This window comes from Brevundimonas sp. ABV4_179, assembly GCF_056311945.1.
On sequence record NZ_CM149976.1, the window covers coordinates 1,609,183 to 1,629,613 of the forward strand.

Here is a 20,431-nt window from a genome sequence, read left to right on the forward strand (position 1 = left end):
CCGCATCCGACCCTTGCATTAAGGTTATTAAGAAGCGCTTGATGTCGCGAAATCCGTTGCGCATCTGTGGGCCATGTCAGACGCGCCCGGTCGATTCGAACCTCCCCAGCACGCAAGGCCGCCGCGCGAGCCTCTGTTCAACGTGCCGTTGGTCGCCTTGCTGATCGCGGCTTCCATTCCCTTGCTCTATCTCTTTCAGCGCGATCTGCCGGACATGGGCATGAGCATGGCCTTCGCGCCCGTCGATCTGGAGCAGGGAAGGTGGAGCGGGCTGCTGACCGCCATGTTGCTGCACGGCGGCTGGACCCACGCCTGGATGAATGCGATCGGCGCCCTGGCCTTCGGCGCGCCGGTCGCCCGACTGCTGGGGGACCGGATTGGTCCGATGGTGTTTCTCCTCTTCTATGTGGCGTGCGGCGGGCTGGCGACGCTGGGCTATGGGCTGATCCACTGGGGATCCGGCGCGCCGATGGTCGGAGCGTCGGGGGCGGTGTTCGGCTTGATCGGGGCGGCGACGCGTCTACTGGGCGTGCCGCCCGGCGGCGGCGTGCTGGCGCTGACCGATAGAAGAGTGGTCACGGCGTCGCTGGCCTGGATGGGCGTCAACGCCCTGACGGGCCTGATCGGCTTTGCGCCCGGTGCGGACGGCGCGGCCATCGCGTGGGAGGCCCATGCGGTCGGCTTCGTCGTCGGCATTTTGGCCATCGGCCCCTTGGCGCGCGCCTTTGGCCGCGGGGTGGATCGTGCGCCCGCGCACGGCTGACCCGGGTTTGCCTCTACGGCCTGGTTGCGCGATCATCGCGCCCTGATGCGGCCCTGTCGCCATCCCGGCCCTGCGGTCGCTTCTCTGATAGAGAGAAGGAGCCGCGATGTTCGTCGCCGAAATCCTAAAGACCAAGGGAGACGCCGTTTTCTCCATCGCGCCGGAGCAGACCGTGGCCAACGCCTGCGCAGCATTGGAAGAGAGGCGGGTCGGCGCCCTGGTCGTCTGTGATGGGGACCGGGTCGCGGGCGTCTTCTCGGAACGAGACGTGGTGCGCGCCCTGGCGGCGGACGGAGGCGCCGCTCTTGGCCGGCCGGTGGCCGACTATATGACGGCCAAGGTGATCTTCGCCGAGCCCAGGGAGGAAATGTCCGCTCTGATGAGCCGGATGACCGATCGGCGCATCCGGCATCTGCCGGTGCTGGAGGGCGAACGGCTTATCGGCGTCATCTCCATAGGCGACGTGGTGAAGTGCCAGATCGCCGAACACGCTAAGGAGGCCGATAGTCTGCGCTCCTATATCGCCGGCTGAACCGGGAGCGACTGCTGTCGCGTGACGGTTTGACGACCGTTGTGTTGCCAGTTTTTTCGAGAATCCCGACGATTCTTCTTGCTGAGTAAAAGTGGTGCCCGTATAGGGCTGCCTCGCTCGGAAACGGGCCGGCCTACGGGGCCTTGGGGACTGGTTTCCCGGGGTTTTGAGGGGAAGAAAGAGTTGAAAAACTTCTTGCTTTCCTGGGTTGGTTTGAATAGGTTCCGCGCTTCAATCGAATCGCCGGTTTGGTGAAGGGGCAAGCCTCTTGGTTTTCTCCGGCGGTTTTTTGCGGTTTGAAGGGTTCGCTCTTCGGTCTGCAAAATCTCTGAAAAGAGCGGTTGACACGGGGTTCGCGGTTCTCTAAATCGCCGCCTCCGCCGACGACGAGGCGCTAAACAAGTCGGGCCGCTTCGGTGGTTCTGGTCTTTGACATTGTTGATATGGAAAGAGAAACGCAGGCGGCGGTGTTCTTGCGATGACCTTCGAGGTCATCATACGACACTGACTATCTGCGGTCTTTTTGAAAAGATACCATGCGTCGGTCTTCGGATCGATGACGTGGGAACTCGTCAATAAAATACGTAGAACTAATGCCAAGGACGACTTTTAGTCGATCCGATGCTTAGGTCAGAAGTCAACTCAACCTGAGAGTTTGATCCTGGCTCAGAGCGAACGCTGGCGGCAGGCCTAACACATGCAAGTCGAACGAACTCTTCGGAGTTAGTGGCGGACGGGTGAGTAACACGTGGGAACGTGCCTTTAGGTTCGGAATAACTCAGGGAAACTTGTGCTAATACCGAATGTGCCCTTCGGGGGAAAGATTTATCGCCTTTAGAGCGGCCCGCGTCTGATTAGCTAGTTGGTGAGGTAAAGGCTCACCAAGGCGACGATCAGTAGCTGGTCTGAGAGGATGATCAGCCACATTGGGACTGAGACACGGCCCAAACTCCTACGGGAGGCAGCAGTGGGGAATCTTGCGCAATGGGCGAAAGCCTGACGCAGCCATGCCGCGTGAATGATGAAGGTCTTAGGATTGTAAAATTCTTTCACCGGGGACGATAATGACGGTACCCGGAGAAGAAGCCCCGGCTAACTTCGTGCCAGCAGCCGCGGTAATACGAAGGGGGCTAGCGTTGCTCGGAATTACTGGGCGTAAAGGGAGCGTAGGCGGACATTTAAGTCAGGGGTGAAATCCCGGGGCTCAACCTCGGAATTGCCTTTGATACTGGGTGTCTTGAGTATGAGAGAGGTGTGTGGAACTCCGAGTGTAGAGGTGAAATTCGTAGATATTCGGAAGAACACCAGTGGCGAAGGCGACACACTGGCTCATTACTGACGCTGAGGCTCGAAAGCGTGGGGAGCAAACAGGATTAGATACCCTGGTAGTCCACGCCGTAAACGATGATTGCTAGTTGTCGGGATGCATGCATTTCGGTGACGCAGCTAACGCATTAAGCAATCCGCCTGGGGAGTACGGTCGCAAGATTAAAACTCAAAGGAATTGACGGGGGCCCGCACAAGCGGTGGAGCATGTGGTTTAATTCGAAGCAACGCGCAGAACCTTACCACCTTTTGACATGCCTGGACCGCCACGGAGACGTGGCTTTCCCTTCGGGGACTAGGACACAGGTGCTGCATGGCTGTCGTCAGCTCGTGTCGTGAGATGTTGGGTTAAGTCCCGCAACGAGCGCAACCCTCGCCATTAGTTGCCATCATTTAGTTGGGAACTCTAATGGGACTGCCGGTGCTAAGCCGGAGGAAGGTGGGGATGACGTCAAGTCCTCATGGCCCTTACAGGGTGGGCTACACACGTGCTACAATGGCGACTACAGAGGGTTAATCCTTAAAAGTCGTCTCAGTTCGGATTGTCCTCTGCAACTCGAGGGCATGAAGTTGGAATCGCTAGTAATCGCGGATCAGCATGCCGCGGTGAATACGTTCCCGGGCCTTGTACACACCGCCCGTCACACCATGGGAGTTGGTTCTACCCGAAGGCGCTGCGCTGACCGCAAGGAGGCAGGCGACCACGGTAGGGTCAGCGACTGGGGTGAAGTCGTAACAAGGTAGCCGTAGGGGAACCTGCGGCTGGATCACCTCCTTTCTAAGGATGCTTCTCCAGGCCGTCTCTCACGAGACTGTCTATTGAGGCTCCACTAAACGGCGGAACGCCGCCGTCTCCGTTTCTCTTTCCACTTTCGTCATCGACGCCTCGACCATACGGGTCGTTGAGTTGGTGACGCGATCGCGAGCCTGGGCTTTTAGCCTGGCTGTCGCTGCCATAGGCCCGTAGCTCAGGTGGTTAGAGCGTACGCCTGATAAGCGTAAGGTCGGCAGTTCGAGTCTGCCCGGGCCTACCAGGACTTCTGGTTCGCTGGGGGTTCTCAGCCTCAAGACGGCATCGCCGACAGCTCTCCTGGGCTTCGCACCGTTCCTCGGAATGGGGCCATAGCTCAGTTGGTAGAGCGCCTGCTTTGCAAGCAGGATGTCGTCGGTTCGACTCCGTCTGGCTCCACCATCCCGCAGATGCGGGACGGCGAATGACCCAAGGCGCGCATCGCAAATGGTTTGCCACCGGCTGAAAAGCCGACTGGCATTGAAATCGTGAAGGAAGAACTAGACCGGCTCCCCTGAGCTTTTAGGTCGTGTTCGAGAAGAAGACATTGTCTGACAAAAATCAGGCTTGGTCCCCCGGCATCTTTCCAGTCGGGCGGAATAAACCAAGCATGAGTTTTGCTGAGAAACGATCAAACGTTGAAGGGCTTCTGACGGATGCCTTGGCGTAGAGAGGCGATGAAGGACGTGGCAAGCTGCGATAAGAACCGGGGAGGCGCTAGCACCCTTTGATCCGGTTATTTCCGAATGGGGAAACCCACCTTTACAGTCTTCCAACTCTGCTCTTCGGGGCAGCGATTGGCGGATTGTTGAAAGGTATAATGAGCTGAATACATAGGCTTCATTAAGCGAACCCGGGGAACTGAAACATCTCAGTACCCGGAGGAAAGGACATCAACCGAGACTCCCGTAGTAGTGGCGAGCGAACCGGGACCAGGCCAGTGCTCTTGTGAAATAAAGACGAACGATCTGGAAAGGTCGGCCATAGTGGGTGAAAGCCCCGTAGTCATCAAACAGCAAGAGACTCGAGTAGGGCGGGACACGTGAAATCCTGTCTGAACATGGGGGGACCACCCTCCAAGCCTAAGTACTCCTCTACGACCGATAGTGAACAAGTACCGTGAGGGAAAGGTGAAAAGCACCCCGACAAGGGGAGTGAAACAGATCCTGAAATCGGAAGCCTACAAGCAGTCGGAGCCGCCAAGCGCGGTGACGGCGTACCTTTTGTATAATGGGTCAGCGACTTCATGTGTCGAGCAAGCTTAAGCCGTTAGGTGTAGGCGCAGCGAAAGCGAGTCTGAATAGGGCGCTAAGTTCGACGTATGACGACCCGAAACCAGGTGATCTATCCATGAGCAGGTTGAAGGTTAGGTAACACTAACTGGAGGACCGAACCCGTGAATGTTGAAAAATTCTGGGATGACTTGTGGATAGGGGTGAAAGGCCAATCAAACCTGGACATAGCTGGTTCTCCGCGAAATCTATTTAGGTAGAGCGTCCGACGAATTCCTTGGGGGGTAGAGCACTGGATGGTTGCGGGCTGCGCGAGCGGTACCAATACTAACCAAACTCCGAATACCCAAGAGAACTATCGGGCAGACACACGGCGGGTGCTAACGTCCGTCGTGAAAAGGGAAACAACCCTAACCATCATCTAAGGCCCCCAAGTCACGGCTAAGTGGGAAACGATGTGGGATTGCTTTGACAATCAGGAGGTTGGCTTAGAAGCAGCCATCCTTTAAAGAAAGCGTAACAGCTCACTGATCAAGCGATCCTGCGCGGAAAATGTAACGGGGCTCAAGCCGTGCGCCGAAGATATGGGTTTGCAGTTTACTGCAAGCGGTAGCGGAGCGTTCCGTAAGCCGGTGAAGGTCAGGCGTGAGCCTGGCTGGAGGTATCGGAAGTGAGAATGCTGACATGAGTAACGATAAGAGTGTGAGAGACACTCTCGCCGAAAGACCAAGGGTTCCTGCGTAAAGCTAATCTGCGCAGGGTTAGTCGGCCCCTAAGGCGAGGCTGAAAAGCGTAGTCGATGGGAAGCAGGTAAATATTCCTGCACCAGCTGGAAGTGACGGATGGCTTAACTCGTACCCACTTATTGGATTGTGTGTGCGGGGGCGTTGTCCCAGGAAATAACTCCAGCAGAGACCGTACCCGAAACCGACACAGGTGGTCAGGTAGAGCATACCAAGGCGTTTGAGAGAACTGTGCTGAAGGAACTCGGCAAATTGCACGCGTAACTTCGGAATAAGCGTGACTCACCTTGCGCAAGCAGGAATGAGTGGCACAAGCCAGGGGGTAGCGACTGTTTAGCAAAAACACAGGGCTCTGCGAAGCAGCAATGCGACGTATAGGGTCTGACGCCTGCCCGGTGCCTGAAGGTTAAAGGGAGGAGTGAAAGCTCCGAACTGAAGCCCAGGTAAACGGCGGCCGTAACTATAACGGTCCTAAGGTAGCGAAATTCCTTGTCGGGTAAGTTCCGACCTGCACGAATGGCGTAACGACTTCCCCACTGTCTCCAGCACAGGCTCAGTGAAATTGAATTCCCCGTGAAGATGCGGGGTTCCCGCGGTCAGACGGAAAGACCCTATGAACCTTTACTATAGCTTCGCCTTGGCGTTAGCGACCGTATGTGTAGGATAGGTGGGAGACTATGAAACCGGGGCGCCAGCTCTGGTGGAGTCGTCCTTGAAATACCACCCTTACTGTCGTTGACGTCTAACCGAGGGCCGTTATCCGGTCCCGGGACATGGCGTGGTGGGTAGTTTGACTGGGGCGGTCGCCTCCCAAAGTGTAACGGAGGCGCGCGATGGTGAGCTCAGAGCGGTCGGAAATCGCTCGTCGAGTGCAATGGCATAAGCTCGCCTGACTGCGAGACTGACAAGTCGAGCAGAGACGAAAGTCGGCCATAGTGATCCGGTGGTCCCGAGTGGAAGGGCCATCGCTCAACGGATAAAAGGTACTCTAGGGATAACAGGCTGATTTTGCCCAAGAGTCCATATCGACGGCAAAGTTTGGCACCTCGATGTCGGCTCATCACATCCTGGGGCTGGAGCAGGTCCCAAGGGTATGGCTGTTCGCCATTTAAAGTGGTACGTGAGCTGGGTTCAGAACGTCGTGAGACAGTTTGGTCCCTATCTGCCGTGGGTGTTCGAAGCTTGAGAGGATCTGTCCCTAGTACGAGAGGACCGGGATGGACATACCTCTGGTGTACCTGTCATGGCGCCAGCTGTGCAGCAGGGTAGCTAAGTATGGAATAGATAACCGCTGAAAGCATCTAAGCGGGAAACTAACCTCAAAACAAGGCTTCGCTGAGGATCGTGGAAGACTACCACGTTGATAGGCCAGGTGTGGAAGTGGGGCGACCCATGAAGCTTACTGGTACTAATAATCCGATCGGTTTGATCGTTTCTCAGCAAAACTCATTCGATGATGACCTCCGAAAGGTCATCTCAGACAATGTCTTCTTCATCCTTGTTCAAGCTGACGCCCTAGCGCGACTTGAGCTCGGATTTGCAATCCTTCTGTCCCCCTGGTTGACCCGGTGGCTATGTCGGAGGTTCCCCACCCGATCCCATCCCGAACTCGGTCGTTAAGCCCTCCAGAGCCAATGGTACTTCGTCTCAAGGCGCGGGAGAGTAGGTCGCCGCCGGGTCTACCAGGCGGACAGAACGATTGCGCAAAGGCCAAACGGCCCTTCTCGAACACACTCTTCCTTACCGAAAACCCGTTTGACGCGGGATGGAGCAGCCCGGTAGCTCGTCAGGCTCATAACCTGAAGGTCGTAGGTTCAAATCCTACTCCCGCACCCAAGATTTAACCCGCTATCCCAAAAGGATGGCGGGTTTTTTCATGCCTCAAATCCACCAGTCATGATCCCGGAATTATGCGCGCGCCAAGGCGGAAGACGCGACCGACTTAAGCGTAACGCCGGGCGCCTGTTCGAAAACCAGATCGTCGGTTCCAAAATACTTCTGCTGGTTGGTCGCACACCAGTCGGTCGTGACGATGCGCACCGGACCTGAAGGGGGCGTAAGGCTGGCGGCGTAGAGGAAGTCGCCGGTCAGGGCGTCGAGGGGCAGGGGGCGGTCCTGATTGGCGCGGGCCATGAAGGCCCCGAACTGCGTCGGCGTGGCCTCGGCCGTCATCAGGGCGCCGTTGAAGCGCACGATGGAATCGAAAATGTAGCGGGTGACCGGCCCGGCCGGGGCGGCGTTGCCCAGGGTGGTGTGGCCGATGAAGCCGGCGTGGGCTCCCGCCTCGCGCGCCATGCCGGCGGCGATCGCGCGGCCCGTGTCGCCCAGGGACATCGCGGGGCGGCCTGTCCAGAGGACCGTGCGTTCCTCGGGCGTGAGGTGGTCGGCGAGTGTTTGGGTCGTCAAGCCTGCCAGGGCCGAGGAGGCGGAATTGTCCGTCGAAACCGGATGGGAGGCGGCGATCACGGACCCGTCCGCTGTGAACGTCGCCGCGGTGTAGGCGCTGGTGAACGAACCCGTATGCACATAGGCGCTGGCGCCCAGCTGGTGCTGGAAAAGAAGGTGGTCGTGTCCCCCCACCATCAAGGCGCCCTCAGGCAACAGGGGCAGAATATCCCGATCCGCGACCACGCCCGCGTGGCTCATGACCATCACCTTGTCGGCGCCGGAAAGGCTGTCGGACAGGTTCGCCCGCGCCCAGTCGGCGGCGGCCGGGATCGAGAGTTGGTCTCGCGACGCCTTGGGATAGGTGTTCATCGAATTGGTCGCCATGCCGACGACCCGCAGCCGATGAGCGCCGAACGGCAGCGTCGCTGTTGGCAGGGCGTAACCGGCGCCGGTACGTGTGTCGGTGATGGTGGTGACGACATGGAGGCCCATGTCCCTCATCCGGGCAACGATATCGGCCAGGTCGGGCGTCAGATCATTGTCGTGGTTGCCCAGGTTCACTACGGTCGGCGCCAGGGCGGGCAGGGCGGCCAGAAAAGCCCAGTCCACTATGCCGTCCGAACGCTGGGCGACGACATTGCCATGTTCGAAGATGTCGCCGTTGATGGCGATGACATGGGGGACGGGATGCGACCGGATTTCGTGTTCAAAGGCCGCCAACAGGTAAGGCGTGCGCTCATAGGCGGAATGAAGGTCCGATACGGCCAGAACCCGGCCGACGACCGCCTGGGTTTTCAAGGCCGCCAACCCTGGTGCGAAGGCCGCTCCGGCGGCGAACTGAAGAAGTCGACGACGGGAAGGCGCGATGAGGGCCACGGTTTCTCCAGGCGATGTGCGGGAAGACGCGGAGCAAAACTCACGCACCGACTGACTTTCGCATCCAGAGCCATGACGCGCAATGCGATCCTACGATGATCCATCGGTTTGAAGACAGATTGTCACAGGGCTGTGGCCGCGTCTTCAAAGGTTCAAGAAACGCGGCGTGGTCTCCTCTGGCGGGGGAGACGGCGACGCTTTAGGTCGTCGCGCGACACGTCCTCCCCCTGTCGCCAAGGAATATTCTTCATGCTTCGCCAAGCCCTTTTGGCCGCCACCGTCAGCGGCGTCGCCCTGCTGAGCGCCGGCGCCGTTTCGGCCCAGACCGCCCCGAACAGCCAGGCCGTTCCCGCCGCCGAACCGGCGGGCGTCGACGACATCGTGGTCACGGCCCAGCGCCGCAGCGAGAACATCCGCGACGTGCCGTTCGCCGTCACCGCCCTGAGCCCGCAGACGCTGCAGGAGGTGTCGGCCGGCGGCGCCGACATCCTGTCGCTGTCGGGCCGCGTGCCCAGCCTGCAGGTCGAAAGCTCGAACGGCCGTTACGCCCCGCGCTTCTACATCCGCGGCCTGGGCAATGTGGACTTCGACTTCACCGCCTCCCAGCCGGTCTCGGTGGTGCTGGACGATGTCGTTCTGGAAAGCGTCTATCTGAAGGGCTTCCCCCTGTTCGACGTGCAGCAGCTGGAAGTGCTGCGCGGGCCGCAGGGCACGCTTTTCGGCCGCAACACCCCGGCGGGCGTGGTCAAGATCGATACGGTCAAGCCCTCGGACGAGTTCACCGGCTTCGGCTCTCTGACCTATGGCAACCTGGGCTCGACGCGCGCCGAGGCGGCCGTCACCCTGCCTGCGTCGGACACGCTTCAGGTGCGCGGCGCCATCCTGTGGAACCACCGCGACGACTGGGTGAACAACGCCTACAATCCGTCGTTCGCCAATCCCGACAAGGATGACCTGGGCGGGTTCGACGATCTGGCCGCACGCGTCCATGTCGCGTGGACGCCGACCGATCGGCTATCCACGGTTCTGACGCTGCAGGCGCGCGACTATGACGGCACGGGGACGATGAACCGGGCCAACGCCCTGACCAAGGGCTCCAACAAGCTGAACGACAACTTCGACCGCGACACCGTCTATTACGACGGCGGCCGCAACAACTTCCAGAAGCAGAAGACGACGTCCGAATCGTTGAAGGTGGCCTACGATTTCGGCCCCGCCACGCTGACCGGCATCGTCGGCTCCTATCAGGGCTGGTCGCAGGGCGACGGCGACATTGACGGCGGCGTGGCGTCGGCCCCGACGACCGCCTCCTACAAGACGCCGTTCAACTCAGAAACCGGCACCCTGTCCAGCGACCTGCTGCAGAACACCTATGAGCTGCGCCTGGCGTCGAACGGCGACGGCCGGGTCGGCTGGCAGGTGGGCGCCTTCTATTGGGACGAGCGCTTCAACCTGGTCAGCGGCACGTTCAACGGCGTGGGCGGTCTGATCCCCACCAAGATCACCGATATCGTTCAGAAGTCCGATTCCTGGTCGATCTTCGGCCAAGGCAGCTACAAGGTGACCGACGCGCTGAAGGTGACGGCGGGTCTGCGCTACACGGACGACAATCGCCACTACAACGGCCGGATCGTGGTCGGAACGCCGGTCGGCGGCCAGGGCGCCGTGTCGGTCGGGGATCAGCAGGTCAGCTGGGACGTCAGCGCGGTCTATCAGGTGAACGACGACCTGAACCTGTTCGCGCGGGTGGCCAAGGGCTATCGCGGCCCGTCGATCCAGGGCCGCAACCTGCCGGTCCTGACGACGGCCAATTCCGAGACGGTCATGTCGTACGAAACGGGTATGAAGGCGCGGATGATAGACGGCCGGGCGCGCTTCAACGCCACCGCCTATGTCTATGAAGTCAGCGACATGCAGTTCACCGCCATCGGCGGCGCGGACAACTCCAACCGCCTGATCAACGCCAAGAAGGGCGAGGGCTATGGCCTGGAACTGGACGGCGATGTCTATCTGGGTGCCGGCTTCAGCCTGGCGGCCGGCGGCGCCTGGAACCACACCGAGATCAAGGACAAGGATCTGCTGGTCGCCGTCTGCGGCTCCAACTGCACCGTCACCGATCCCATCGTCATGGTGGGAACGACCCGTCGCGCCGCCATCGACGGCAACCCCTTCCCGCAGGCGCCGGAATACACCGCCAATCTGACGCTGAACTACGTCAGGCCGCTGGGCGTCGACACCGAGCTGTTCGCCTCGACCGACTGGGTCATGCAGAAGAATTTCAACCTGTTCCTCTATGAATCGGTCGAGTTCATGCAGGATACGCATTTCGAAGGCGGACTGCGCGCGGGCTGGCGCGATCTGTCGCGCGGTATCGAAGCCGCCGCCTACGTCCGCAACCTGACGGACGAGGAGAATGTGATCGGCGCCATCGACTTCAACAACCTGACAGCCTTCGTCAACGAGCCGCGCACCTATGGCGTGCAACTGACCAAGCGGTTCTGAGGTCGAAACCAAGTTGACAGCCAACGGAAGCCGCCCTGTTCGCAGGGCGGCTTTTTCGTTGCTTGCCTCGCTACTGAAGCGCCCATTTCAGCGCAACCCCGATGGTGCGGGGACGTAGAGGCGTGACGGCCTGGGCGTCGGGCAGCCGGAAGGGATCGCTGTAGGCGAAGGTGTTGGCGCGGGTGTCGAACAGATTGTCCACGAAGACGGTGGCCACCCAGGGCGCACTCTCCACGCCCATCGACAACCGGCCGGTGGCGTAGTCGCCCATACGGTGCTGCTGTCGGCCATCGAAGGTCAGGCGGGACGCGCCGACATAGGACACGCCGCCGTCCGCGATCAGTTGCAGGCGATCCGTCATTGGGCGGCGATAGGTGAAGCCCAGGTTGGCAGAGGCCTTTGGCACGCCGGGCAAGCCTGCGCCCCGTTGGGTCGCGAACCGGCTGGCGGGATCGGTGATGCGCGGATCGGCGATCAGGGCGTTGGCGAACACCTCAAGTCCGTCTGTGGGCCGCCAGTTGGCCTCGGCCTCGAAACCGACGTCGGCGCCGTCGCCGACATTGACCACATAGGCCAGGCCGCTGGGCAGGAACTGGTCGCTCTGCACATCGCGCCAGCGGGCGGCGTAGAGGGCGGCGCGCAGCCGCGCGCGGCCATCGGCGGATCGGACCTTGGCGTTGAACTCCAGGTTCCATAGCGAGTCGGGGCGATACTGGCGCGCCGGCGAATCCCTCAGGCCGCTGAAGTCCTGACCGATGACGCCCGCGGTGTTGAAACCGCCCGCGCGCCGGCCGTGGCTGAGCTGAGCCGACAGGTTCAGCCGGTCGCTGGGTTGCCAGGCCAGGGCGATCTTGGGCGTCAGGCCGGACGACCCCCCTTGGCCATCGAAGTTTCGCACGCGCGTTCGCTGGCGCACCTGGGAGGTGGTGTCGTAGTCCAGGGTGTAATAGCGGGCGCCGGCGGTCAGGGTCAGTTTGGGCGTCAGATCCCAGGCCGCTTCGCCATAGAGGGCCGCCTCCTGCAGGGTGTCGCGGCGCTTCTCGGCGTAGAGCGCCAGCGGTTCGGGACGCAGGATCGACAGGACGGGATCGGTGCGGGTCGTGCTGGTGGAGGCCAGGGCGCCGACCAGCCAGCGCCAGCGCCCGACGTCGGGCGAGGTCAGCACCGTCTCGCCCACGACCAGATGGATGTCCTTGTTTTCGTCCAGCGCGCCGACCGAAGCCAGAGAGCCGAACCGACGGAGCGCGCTGGAGGCGTCGTACCGGCTTTTAAACCCATGTTCGACCACCGCGAGCGAGGCGTCCAGTCGGCCCCAGGTTCCGCGCCCTTCCAGCGACAGCGACGCCTGGTCGAAGCGGTTCTGATGCGGTTCGCGCACCAGATTGGCGCGACGCAATGGGCCTAATCCACGATAAACATAGTGGGTGTCCTCGGTCATGATCGACTGATGGACGACGCCCGCGCGCGCGGTCCAGCCTGGCGCCAAGGCCAGGGCGCCCGACAGGCGACCACCCCGCCGCGTGCCGTCGTTGACGCGGCGCAGGTTCAGTTCGACATCGTTGATGTAGCCGCTGAAGGTCTCGCCATAGACGGCCGCGCGGACGGCCGCGCGGTCGCCGGCCAGGGGCAGGTTGGCGACTAGGTTGTAGTCGGTGTTGGTTCCGCCGCTATGGGTATGGGATCGGGTCAGGGCGACGGCCAGGTCCTCGCGGCCGAACTCGGGGCGGCGGGTGACGATACGCACCACGCCGCCGATTGGGCCGGTGCCGTACAGCGTGCCCTGTGGGCCGCGAAGAACCTCGACCCGGTCGATGTCGATCAGCTTCAGGTCCGGGTCGGGGGCGCTGTAGGTGACGGGCGTCAGATCGAGATAGAGGCCGACCGTCGATTGGGTCAGGCCGGTGAACACCCCGTCGGAGATGCCGCGCAGCAAGATCTTGTTTCGGCCGGGGCCCAGGTTCGTCACCGTCATGCCCGAGACCAGGCTGTCTAGCCCCTGCATCCCCGTGACGCCGGACCGGCCGATCCGGTCGCCGGTGATGGCGGTCATGGCCGAGGAGGACCGCTGGATCAACTCCGGGCGGCGCGGGGCGGTCACGACCACTTCGCTGACCTGAACCGCCTCGGTCTGTGGGGCAGGTCGAGGCGCGGGCCGTACAGAGGGCGAAGGCGGCGGGGTGGCGACGCGCGGCGCCGAACTGATGATAACCGCCCCGTCCGGCCTGACCAGATAGCGGCAGCCCGATCCGGCCAGTATGCGGTCCAGCGCCGCGTCCAGGGTCATGCGGCCGCGCAGCGCAGGGCTGGTTCCAGTGCAGGCTGCGACGCCGCCCCCCAGCGACACCCGCGCCTGCAACGCCAGGTCCAGAAGGGCGCGGTCCACCGGCTGGCGCGGCACATAGAGGTTCAGGACATGCGACTGTTCAGCCCAGGCCGGGGCGGCCAGGGCGGCGGTCGCGACAAGCGCGAGGCTGGCGTTCAGTGCGGCGGCGCGTGACCGGGACAGGCCAGGGGTTCGGGGCCGCCCGGCCTCAGCCGGCCTCACGCGCATCGACGCGGACAGCGGTCGTCGAGGCGTCGATCCGAATGGGAAGGAAGTCCTGGAGTTGCTGCAACATCACGGCCTCGTCGCCAATACGCAGGGCGCCCGTGAAGCGCAGCGCCCGAGCCGATGTCGATAGCACAACAGGTTTGTCGAGATAACGCGAAAGATCGTCCGCGACTTCGCCCAGCGGGCGATCGCGATAGACCAGCACCCCCTGGCGCCAGGCGGAGGCGCGGTCGGGCGCGACCGTGGCCAGCATCGGGGTCTTCTGGGCTGTTTGGGCCAATGCCTGGCCGGCGATCAAACGAACGCGCGGCGCCTTTTGCGGCGTCACGGCCACGACGCCGCGTTCCACGGCCACGGCGAAGTTATCGCCGTGGTTCAGTACATTGAAGGCGGTGCCCAGAACCTCGACCTGATGCGCGCCGGCGGCGACCACGAACGGGTGAGCGGGGTCATGGACCACGTCGAAGGCGGCCTCGCCCTCGTCCAGCGACACCGCGCGGCGATCGCCGTCGAACCGCACGTCCAGGCGCGAATGGCGGTTCAGATAGACGTGGGAACCGTCCTCCAACGCCACCGTAAGCGGCGCGTCGGTGGTGGCGTAGGTCTGGCCGTTGGGCGCCATCCACATCCACAGGCCGACCGCCAAGGTGACGCTGGCGGCGATGCCGAGCCCCGCGCTTAGCCAGGGACGACGACGCTGCGTGCGGCGGTCGCGGGCTGGGGCGAAATCAATGACGGGGGCTGGTTGGGGCTCGACGGCCGAGGCCGTATCGGCGGCGTCCAGATCGACCCATAGCCGCTCGATCGCGTCATAGGCCAGGGCGTGGGCGGGCGCCGCCTCCAGCCAGGACTGGAAGCCAAACCAGACGTCGTCGCCGGCCGCCTCGTCGCGCAGGGCGACGAACCAGTGCAGCGCCTTTTCGTCGATGTCGGTGGTCGCCTTCATGCCATCCCAGCCTGGATGTGCGCCGGAAAACGCAATCCCTGATACTCAGACGTCACGGCGACTGCGCCGCCTCCACAGTTTCGTTCGGCGACGGGCGAAAGGGTGCTCACGGCTGCGCCTTTCGGGCCAGGACGCGCAGGGCCTCCATCATATGTTTCTCGACCGAACTGCGCGAAATGTCGAGTTGGCTGGCGATGTCGGCATAGCTGACGCCGTCGAACTTGTGCAGGCGAAAGATCGTGCGGGTTTTGGGCGGCAGCGTTTCCAGAGCCGCGACCAGCCGCGCCAGCCGCTCGCGCGACGTCACCACGGCCTCGGCGGACGGGGCGTCGTCCAGATCTTCGACCGCTCCGGTCTGGTGATTGATCTGGCGCCAGGCGCTGTCGCGCGCGGCGGCGCGCTGGCCCGAGCGCCATCGGTCCAGCATCAGGTTGGAGAGCAGGCGGAAAAGAAACGCGCGTGGATTGTCGACTGGCGTGTCCGCCGACAGGGCCGAAACCTTCAGATAGAGGTCCTGCAACAGATCATCGACATCGCCCGAGGCCCCGCTGAGCCGCGCACGGCAGAAGCGGGCCAGATCCTGTCGCTGCTCCATATAGGTGGCGACCAGAGGATGCGCGGCGGGCGCGGTCAAACAGGCGAAATCCTTTGTCGCGTCCCAGGATGGAACGTCGGTCCTCCATGCCGCGACGATTTTCCTGAGGCAAGGGCGGACCGGCGGCGTCTTTAGATCGAAGGCGTCGCTGTGCGGCGGCGAACAGGGTTTCGATGCGCGCGTATCCAGCACACGGCAGAGCGACGGCGCCGGTCCTTCGGGTCGGCTAGGCGGCGCCATGTTCGATATTTGGCGTTCCGGCTTCATCCGCCGCCCCCTGCCCAGCGTCATGGACCAGCCGCCGACCGCCGACGAGGTGACGTGGCTGCCGGATTGCGGACCCTACGCCTATGTCGCCGATCCGTTCGGCGTCACGCGCGACGGCGTGCTGACCGTCTTCGTCGAGGCGTTCGACTATCATGTGCGGCGAGGCGAGATTCATTACCGCCAGTACGACGCCGACGACCGGCTGATCGGCCAGGGCGTGGCGCTGACCGAACCCTGGCACCTGTCCTATCCGACCCTGGTCGAGGACGGCGGCGAGCTTTACATGCTGCCCGAAGGCTACAAGAGCGGTGGGCTGATCCTCTATCGCTGTGTGCGCTTCCCGGATCGGTGGGAGCCGGCGGCGCGTCTGGGCGACTTGGCCGCCATCGATGCGACGGTCGTGCGGCACGACGGCCTGTGGTGGATGTTCCACGCCCTGGCGGGGCCGGATGACCGGGCGATGCGCGAGATGCATCTGGCCTGGAGCGAGACCCTGACGGGGCCGTGGACGGCCCATGCCGCCAATCCGGTCATGAGCGGTTTCGACGTGTCGCGGCCTGGCGGCACGGCCTTCGTTCACGACGGCGCCCTGCATCTGCCGGTTCAGGACTGCGTGGCGACCTATGGGGCGGCGGTCAATCTGCTGAGGATCGAGACGCTGACGCCCGGCGCCTTTTCGGTGACGCCGGTCAGACGGTTCCAGCCTGGCGATCTGTTGGCTGGGTTCGGCGATGGGTTTCACACCCTGTCCGGTCATGGCGACGTGACCTTCATCGACGTGAAGAGCATCCGCCGATCGGCTGCCGAGCCGTGGCTGAAGGCGGGGTTCAAGGCGCGGCGCCTGCTGGGGCTGAACGGGCCGCGCGGCCGTGGTGCGACCGGGCTGGCGGTCCATCCGACGCTCTTCTCGACGTCCAACGTCGGCAAGGGCGGCTAAGATCATGCGTATCGCCGTCGTTCTGCCGCGTGGCTCGACCTACTGCCCCGACAAGGCCAATTCGATGGAGACGGTGGTCCGCACCCTGTCGGCCCACAGCCGCCTGCAGAAGGCCGTGACCCTGATCGCCGACGCGGGCGCCGTCGCCCCGTCCGATGTCCGTATGCTGACCGTGCCGGCGGGACTGGGCCGCAAGGCGCGCAATGCGGCGGTGGCCGATATTCTGCGGACCCTGTCGCCTGATATCGTGGAATATCACCAGCAGCTGAAGTCCGCATCCGAACTGGCGCGCCAGTTTCCGAAGGCGATCAACGTCCTCTATCGTCACACCCGCATAAAGCCCGCGCGCAGTCCGATTGCAGCCTGGCGCTATGGCCGTCGATTGGCGCGGTTCGACCGTCTGGTGTTTGTCAGCCAGGCGGCGGGTCAGGAGTTCGCGGCCGATTATCCGCGTCTGGCCGGGCGGGTTTCGGCGGTGTGCAATCCCATCGCCATGGACGACTGGCGGGCGGCGCCGGAGGACCGCGAGCAGCTGATCCTGTTTTCAGGCCGCGCCATGCACGACAAGGGGCTGGATCTGTTCTGCACGGCTTTGGCGGCGACGCTGGACCGGCATCCCGACTGGCGCGGCGCCCTGATGCTGGGCGACTGGGACAAGCATCAGGACTGGGCCGAACCCCATGTCCGCGCCCTGGCCCGGTTCGGCGACCGGGTGGAAATCCACAAATCCGCGTCCTTGGGCGAGGTGAAGGCGGTCACGCGCCGCGCCGCCATCGCGGTGGTCCCGTCGCGGGTGCGCGAGGCGTTGGGCCTTTCGGCGCTGGAAGCCCATGCGGCGGGCGCGGCCCTGATCTCCTCGGGGCGGGGCGGATTGCGCGAGGCCAGCGGCGAACACGCCCTCTATGTGGATGTCGAAGACGCCGCGCCTCTGGCCGCCGCAATGGAACATCTGGTTCAGAACCAGGCCGAGCGGTTGAAACTGGCCCAGGCCGGTCAGGCCCATGTGGCGCGTGTGCACTCGCCAGCGGCGCGTGCGGCCGAACTGGACGCCCTGCGTTATGCGCTGGCGGATCGGTCGGTGACCCGCCATGGCCAGGGTAAATCCTGCCGCGCGGCCTAAGGCCAAGGCGTTTGGTCGCTGACCAGCCTGCTCAGCTAGATGCGGATCAGACTGTCATAGACATGGGTCACGGCGTCGAAGGCGACGCGTGTCGGGCGATCGCCCAAAGGCGCGGGTGCGAAGTCGGCGGTGGTCAAACCCGCCGCGACGGGATCGTCTATCTTGTCGGTGTTCCACCCCAGCAGCAGGCGTCCGCCGGGACGTAGAACGGCGGCCATGGCGGTCAAGGCTTGCCGCTGCTGCTCGGGCGTGTCCACGCCATAGCCCAGGACGCCGTTGCAGACGACGGCGTCGAACGTCAGGTCCGAAAACAGTCGATCCGCCTGGCAGACGTCGCCTGTGCGGTGACGACCCGGTCGGCCCCAGCGCGCGGCGCCCGCGTCGATGTCTGTGGTCCAGACCTCGCCGCCCAGCGCCTCAAGCGCGGCATAGTCGTCCAACGTATATTCGCGACATCCGACCCACAGGATGCGCCCGCCCTTGGCGGCCAGCGCCGGGACATAGCTGTCGGCCATGACCTGACGGTCGGGCAGGGCGCGGATGCGCGTCGCCTTGGCGGACCGCCTTGCGTGGACCGCGCCTTCGCCCAGCACCAGCGTCATGAAGGCCGCGATAAAGCCCATTGCATCCCCCGTGTTCCCCAGAACGTTTCTACCGGCGGACGCCGCATCTGCCAATCGAAGTTCGTCGAGACGCCGGGGGGCAATTTGTCGCCCGGGCTTTCACCCCGGCCCGCCAACCCGTATCGAGTGCCAATGCTGCAAGACGCTCCTCCCCCCGTCGTCGCGCCCGCGGCCCTGCCCGAAATCGTCGTGACCGCGGCCCGTCTGCCCCCCGCCGCGGCGGACGCGGCCTTTTCCGTGGTCCGAATCGACCAGGCCGTATTGTCCCGTTCGGCGCGGATTGACGAGGCCCTGCGGTCGGCGCCTGCGGTGTCGCTGTTTCGCCGCACCACCAGTCTGGCGGCCAATCCGACGACCCAGGGTCTGTCGCTGAGGGCCATCGCGCCGTCGGGCGCAGGGCGGACGCTGGTGCTGCTGGATGGGGCGCCGTTGAACGATCCATTCGGGGGCTGGGTGATCTGGTCCCAGGTCGCGCCGGAAGCGCTGGACAGCCTGGATGTGGTGCGCGGCGCGGGATCGGGGCCGTACGGCGCCGGCGCCCTGACGGGGACCGTCACCCTGCGCGAACGCAGCCAGGGCGGAGTGCTGAACGTCTCGGCCGCCGAGAGGGGCGGGGTGCGCGCGGCGGGCTCGGCCTCGACACGGCTGGGATCGCTGGCGGTCACGGTCAGCGGCCTTCGCGAGGTCAGCGACGGCTATGTCCCCGTACGGGGGTCGACGGCGGGGGCGGCGGACACGCCGCTGGATCTGGACAGCCGGGCCGCCGCCGTGCGGATCGACGGCGCCGTGGGGCCGACCAATCTGTCGGTGCGCGCGGCCACCTGGGAAGAGGATCGCGGATCGGGTCTGGCGGGCACGCGCGCCAACGCCAGCGGCCACAGCCTCAGCGCCGCCGTCGCCCAGGCGTCGACCGCCGACGGATACGGCTGGCGTCTTCAGGCATGGCGGATCGACAGCGACCTGGCGAACAGTTCCGCCTCGGTGGCCGCAGACCGCTCCACGACCACGCCCGCCAACGATCAATACAAGACCCCCGCGACCGGATGGGGTTTGAACGCCGCCCTGCGTCGGCGGGCGTCGGACTTCGCCGGGGGGCGGTTGGAGTGGGAGGTGGGCGCCGATGCCCGTTTCAACGAAGGCCAAACGAACGAATTCTTCAGCAATCCGACCGGGGCCGGCTTTGCGCGCGGGCGCCGGGCGGGCGGCGAAACCTCGGTCGGCGGCGCCTATGTGGACGGGTCCTGGACGGGCGGCGACTGGCTGGTCGCAGGCGGCCTTCGTCTGGACCGGTGGGAGAATTCAAACGGATTTCGCAACGAATACACGCTGGCGACCGGCGCGGTGTTGCTGGATGAAACCGACCCGGGTCGGTCCGGCGAGGTGGTCAGCGCTCGCCTGGCCGCGCGGCGTGATCGGGGGGGCGGTTACGCCGCGCGGGCGGCGGCCTATTCCGGTTTCCGGCCCGCGACGCTGAACGAATTGCATCGGCCGTTCCGGGTCGGCAACGACATCACCGAGGCCAACGCCGGCCTGGCGCCCGAAACGCTGAAGGGGATCGAAACCGGGCTGGCGTTCAACCGCGACGGCGTGCGTTGGGGCGCGACCGTCTTCTGGAACCAGATCGACGACGCCATCGTCAATGTCACCCTGGGCGCCGGCCCTGCGACCTTCCCCCGCGCGGGCTTCGTGCCGGCGGGCGGGGTGCTGCGCCAGCGCCAGAATGCCGGGACCATCGACGCCTGGGGCGTGGAGCTGACCGGGGCGGCCGATTTGACGCCCGCCCTGTCGTTGAACGGGGCGGTGTCCTGGACCGATGCGACGGTGGACGGCGGGGCCTCGGCGCCGCAGTTGACCGGCCTGCGTCCCGCACAGGCGCCGGACTGGAGCGCGACCGCCGGCCTGGACTGGCGCCTGTCCAGCGCCCTGACCCTGGCTTTGGCGGCGCGTTATGAATCGCGCCGTTTCGACGACGATCTGAACAGCCGCACCCTGGCCGGCGCCGTCACGCTGGATGCGCGCGCGGAATGGGCGTTCGATGCGCGCACCACCCTGTGGGTGGCGGCGGACAATCTGTTCGATAAGGACGTCGAGGTTTCGCAGACCGGAAACGGCGTCGCCGCTTACGGCCCGCCGCGCACCGCCAGCATCGGTCTGCGATTGAGCTACTGATCGGGTCTGTCCGCAGGCCGGATTTGCACCGAAGGGCCGCGCGTTTTAGGCTTCAACCGAACGTGAGGCCT

General features: G+C 63.9%; 11 protein-coding genes, 3 tRNA genes and 3 rRNA genes. 12 read left to right on the forward strand and 5 right to left on the reverse strand.

What is annotated here, in order from left to right; translation table 11 throughout:
- Window positions 1-73: 73 nt before the first annotated feature.
- From ACYX4P_RS07650 to ACYX4P_RS07685, 8 genes are all read left to right on the forward strand, one after another.
- A complete protein-coding gene (locus tag ACYX4P_RS07650) occupies window positions 74-763 on the forward strand; it encodes a rhomboid family intramembrane serine protease (protein WP_248117289.1) in 690 nt (229 codons plus the stop codon).
- 106 nt (window positions 764-869) lie between these two features.
- Window positions 870-1,295 carry a CBS domain-containing protein gene (locus ACYX4P_RS07655; protein WP_314137064.1) on the forward strand — a complete coding sequence of 142 codons (426 nt, stop codon included), beginning with the start codon at window positions 870-872 and terminating at the stop codon, window positions 1,293-1,295.
- A 643-nt stretch (window positions 1,296-1,938) separates the two neighbouring features.
- Window positions 1,939-3,399 (forward strand): 16S ribosomal RNA (locus tag ACYX4P_RS07660).
- A gap of 179 nt (window positions 3,400-3,578) precedes the next feature.
- Window positions 3,579-3,655: transfer RNA gene (locus ACYX4P_RS07665), tRNA-Ile, on the forward strand.
- An 82-nt stretch (window positions 3,656-3,737) separates the two neighbouring features.
- A tRNA-Ala gene (locus ACYX4P_RS07670) sits at window positions 3,738-3,813 on the forward strand.
- A gap of 227 nt (window positions 3,814-4,040) precedes the next feature.
- Window positions 4,041-6,819, forward strand: a 23S ribosomal RNA gene (locus ACYX4P_RS07675).
- Between the two features lie 131 nt (window positions 6,820-6,950).
- A 5S ribosomal RNA gene (gene rrf, locus ACYX4P_RS07680) occupies window positions 6,951-7,065 on the forward strand.
- The 16S, 23S and 5S rRNA genes sit together here with 3 tRNA genes alongside, the layout of an rRNA operon.
- Window positions 7,066-7,145: 80 nt before the next feature.
- A tRNA-Met gene (locus ACYX4P_RS07685) sits at window positions 7,146-7,222 on the forward strand.
- 72 nt (window positions 7,223-7,294) lie between these two features.
- On the opposite strand, the gene ACYX4P_RS07690 is transcribed toward ACYX4P_RS07685, so the two are convergent.
- On the reverse strand, window positions 7,295-8,650 hold the full coding sequence (locus tag ACYX4P_RS07690; RefSeq protein WP_312572452.1) for a metallophosphoesterase: 1,356 nt from the start codon (window positions 8,648-8,650) through the stop codon (window positions 7,295-7,297).
- 249 nt (window positions 8,651-8,899) lie between these two features.
- On the opposite strand from ACYX4P_RS07690, the gene ACYX4P_RS07695 reads away from it, so the two are divergent.
- The gene (locus ACYX4P_RS07695) at window positions 8,900-11,152 is read left to right on the forward strand and encodes a TonB-dependent receptor (RefSeq protein ID WP_248119501.1); all 2,253 of its coding nucleotides are present in this window, start codon (window positions 8,900-8,902) and stop codon (window positions 11,150-11,152) included.
- Between the two features lie 70 nt (window positions 11,153-11,222).
- Here ACYX4P_RS07695 and ACYX4P_RS07700 read toward each other — a convergent pair whose 3' ends face one another.
- From ACYX4P_RS07700 to ACYX4P_RS07710, 3 genes are all read right to left on the reverse strand, one after another.
- Window positions 11,223-13,697 carry a TonB-dependent receptor domain-containing protein gene (locus ACYX4P_RS07700; protein ID WP_248119502.1) on the reverse strand — a complete coding sequence of 825 codons (2,475 nt, stop codon included), beginning with the start codon at window positions 13,695-13,697 and terminating at the stop codon, window positions 11,223-11,225.
- Complete coding sequence (locus tag ACYX4P_RS07705; protein WP_248119503.1) at window positions 13,684-14,649, reverse strand: FecR family protein; 966 nt, start codon at window positions 14,647-14,649, stop codon at window positions 13,684-13,686. Before ACYX4P_RS07705 ends, ACYX4P_RS07700 begins: the two co-directional genes overlap by 14 nt.
- A gap of 106 nt (window positions 14,650-14,755) precedes the next feature.
- A complete protein-coding gene (locus ACYX4P_RS07710) occupies window positions 14,756-15,283 on the reverse strand; it encodes an RNA polymerase sigma factor (RefSeq protein WP_248119504.1) in 528 nt (175 codons plus the stop codon).
- Between the two features lie 199 nt (window positions 15,284-15,482).
- On the opposite strand from ACYX4P_RS07710, the gene ACYX4P_RS07715 reads away from it, so the two are divergent.
- Window positions 15,483-16,448: a glucosamine inositolphosphorylceramide transferase family protein gene (locus ACYX4P_RS07715; RefSeq protein ID WP_248119505.1), complete on the forward strand. Its 966-nt coding sequence runs from the start codon at window positions 15,483-15,485 to the stop codon at window positions 16,446-16,448.
- 4 nt (window positions 16,449-16,452) lie between these two features.
- Window positions 16,453-17,568, forward strand: a complete 1,116-nt coding sequence (locus ACYX4P_RS07720; protein WP_248119506.1) for a glycosyltransferase family 4 protein — start codon at window positions 16,453-16,455, stop codon at window positions 17,566-17,568.
- Between the two features lie 35 nt (window positions 17,569-17,603).
- On the opposite strand, the gene ACYX4P_RS07725 is transcribed toward ACYX4P_RS07720, so the two are convergent.
- Window positions 17,604-18,191 (reverse strand): class I SAM-dependent methyltransferase, encoded by a 588-nt coding sequence (locus ACYX4P_RS07725; RefSeq protein WP_248119507.1) that lies wholly within the window; start codon window positions 18,189-18,191, stop codon window positions 17,604-17,606.
- A 132-nt stretch (window positions 18,192-18,323) separates the two neighbouring features.
- Between ACYX4P_RS07725 and ACYX4P_RS07730 the strand changes: the two genes are divergently transcribed.
- Window positions 18,324-20,360, forward strand: a complete 2,037-nt coding sequence (locus ACYX4P_RS07730) for a TonB-dependent receptor (protein ID WP_292074697.1) — start codon at window positions 18,324-18,326, stop codon at window positions 20,358-20,360.
- The last annotated feature ends 71 nt before the right edge of the window (window positions 20,361-20,431 follow it).

What these genes read in the sequence shown, in the direction of transcription:
- ACYX4P_RS07725 (WP_248119507.1), bottom strand. Translation starts at nt 18,191, where the DNA reads ATGGGCTTTATCGCGGCCTTCATGACGCTGGTGCTGGGCGAAGGCGCG.
- ACYX4P_RS07705 (WP_248119503.1), bottom strand. Translation starts at nt 14,649, where the DNA reads ATGAAGGCGACCACCGACATCGACGAAAAGGCGCTGCACTGGTTCGTC.
- ACYX4P_RS07655 (WP_314137064.1), top strand. Translation starts at nt 870, where the DNA reads ATGTTCGTCGCCGAAATCCTAAAGACCAAGGGAGACGCCGTTTTCTCC.
- ACYX4P_RS07650 (WP_248117289.1), top strand. Translation starts at nt 74, where the DNA reads ATGTCAGACGCGCCCGGTCGATTCGAACCTCCCCAGCACGCAAGGCCG.
- ACYX4P_RS07715 (WP_248119505.1), top strand. Translation starts at nt 15,483, where the DNA reads ATGTTCGATATTTGGCGTTCCGGCTTCATCCGCCGCCCCCTGCCCAGC.
- ACYX4P_RS07730 (WP_292074697.1), top strand. Translation starts at nt 18,324, where the DNA reads ATGCTGCAAGACGCTCCTCCCCCCGTCGTCGCGCCCGCGGCCCTGCCC.
- ACYX4P_RS07720 (WP_248119506.1), top strand. Translation starts at nt 16,453, where the DNA reads ATGCGTATCGCCGTCGTTCTGCCGCGTGGCTCGACCTACTGCCCCGAC.
- ACYX4P_RS07695 (WP_248119501.1), top strand. Translation starts at nt 8,900, where the DNA reads ATGCTTCGCCAAGCCCTTTTGGCCGCCACCGTCAGCGGCGTCGCCCTG.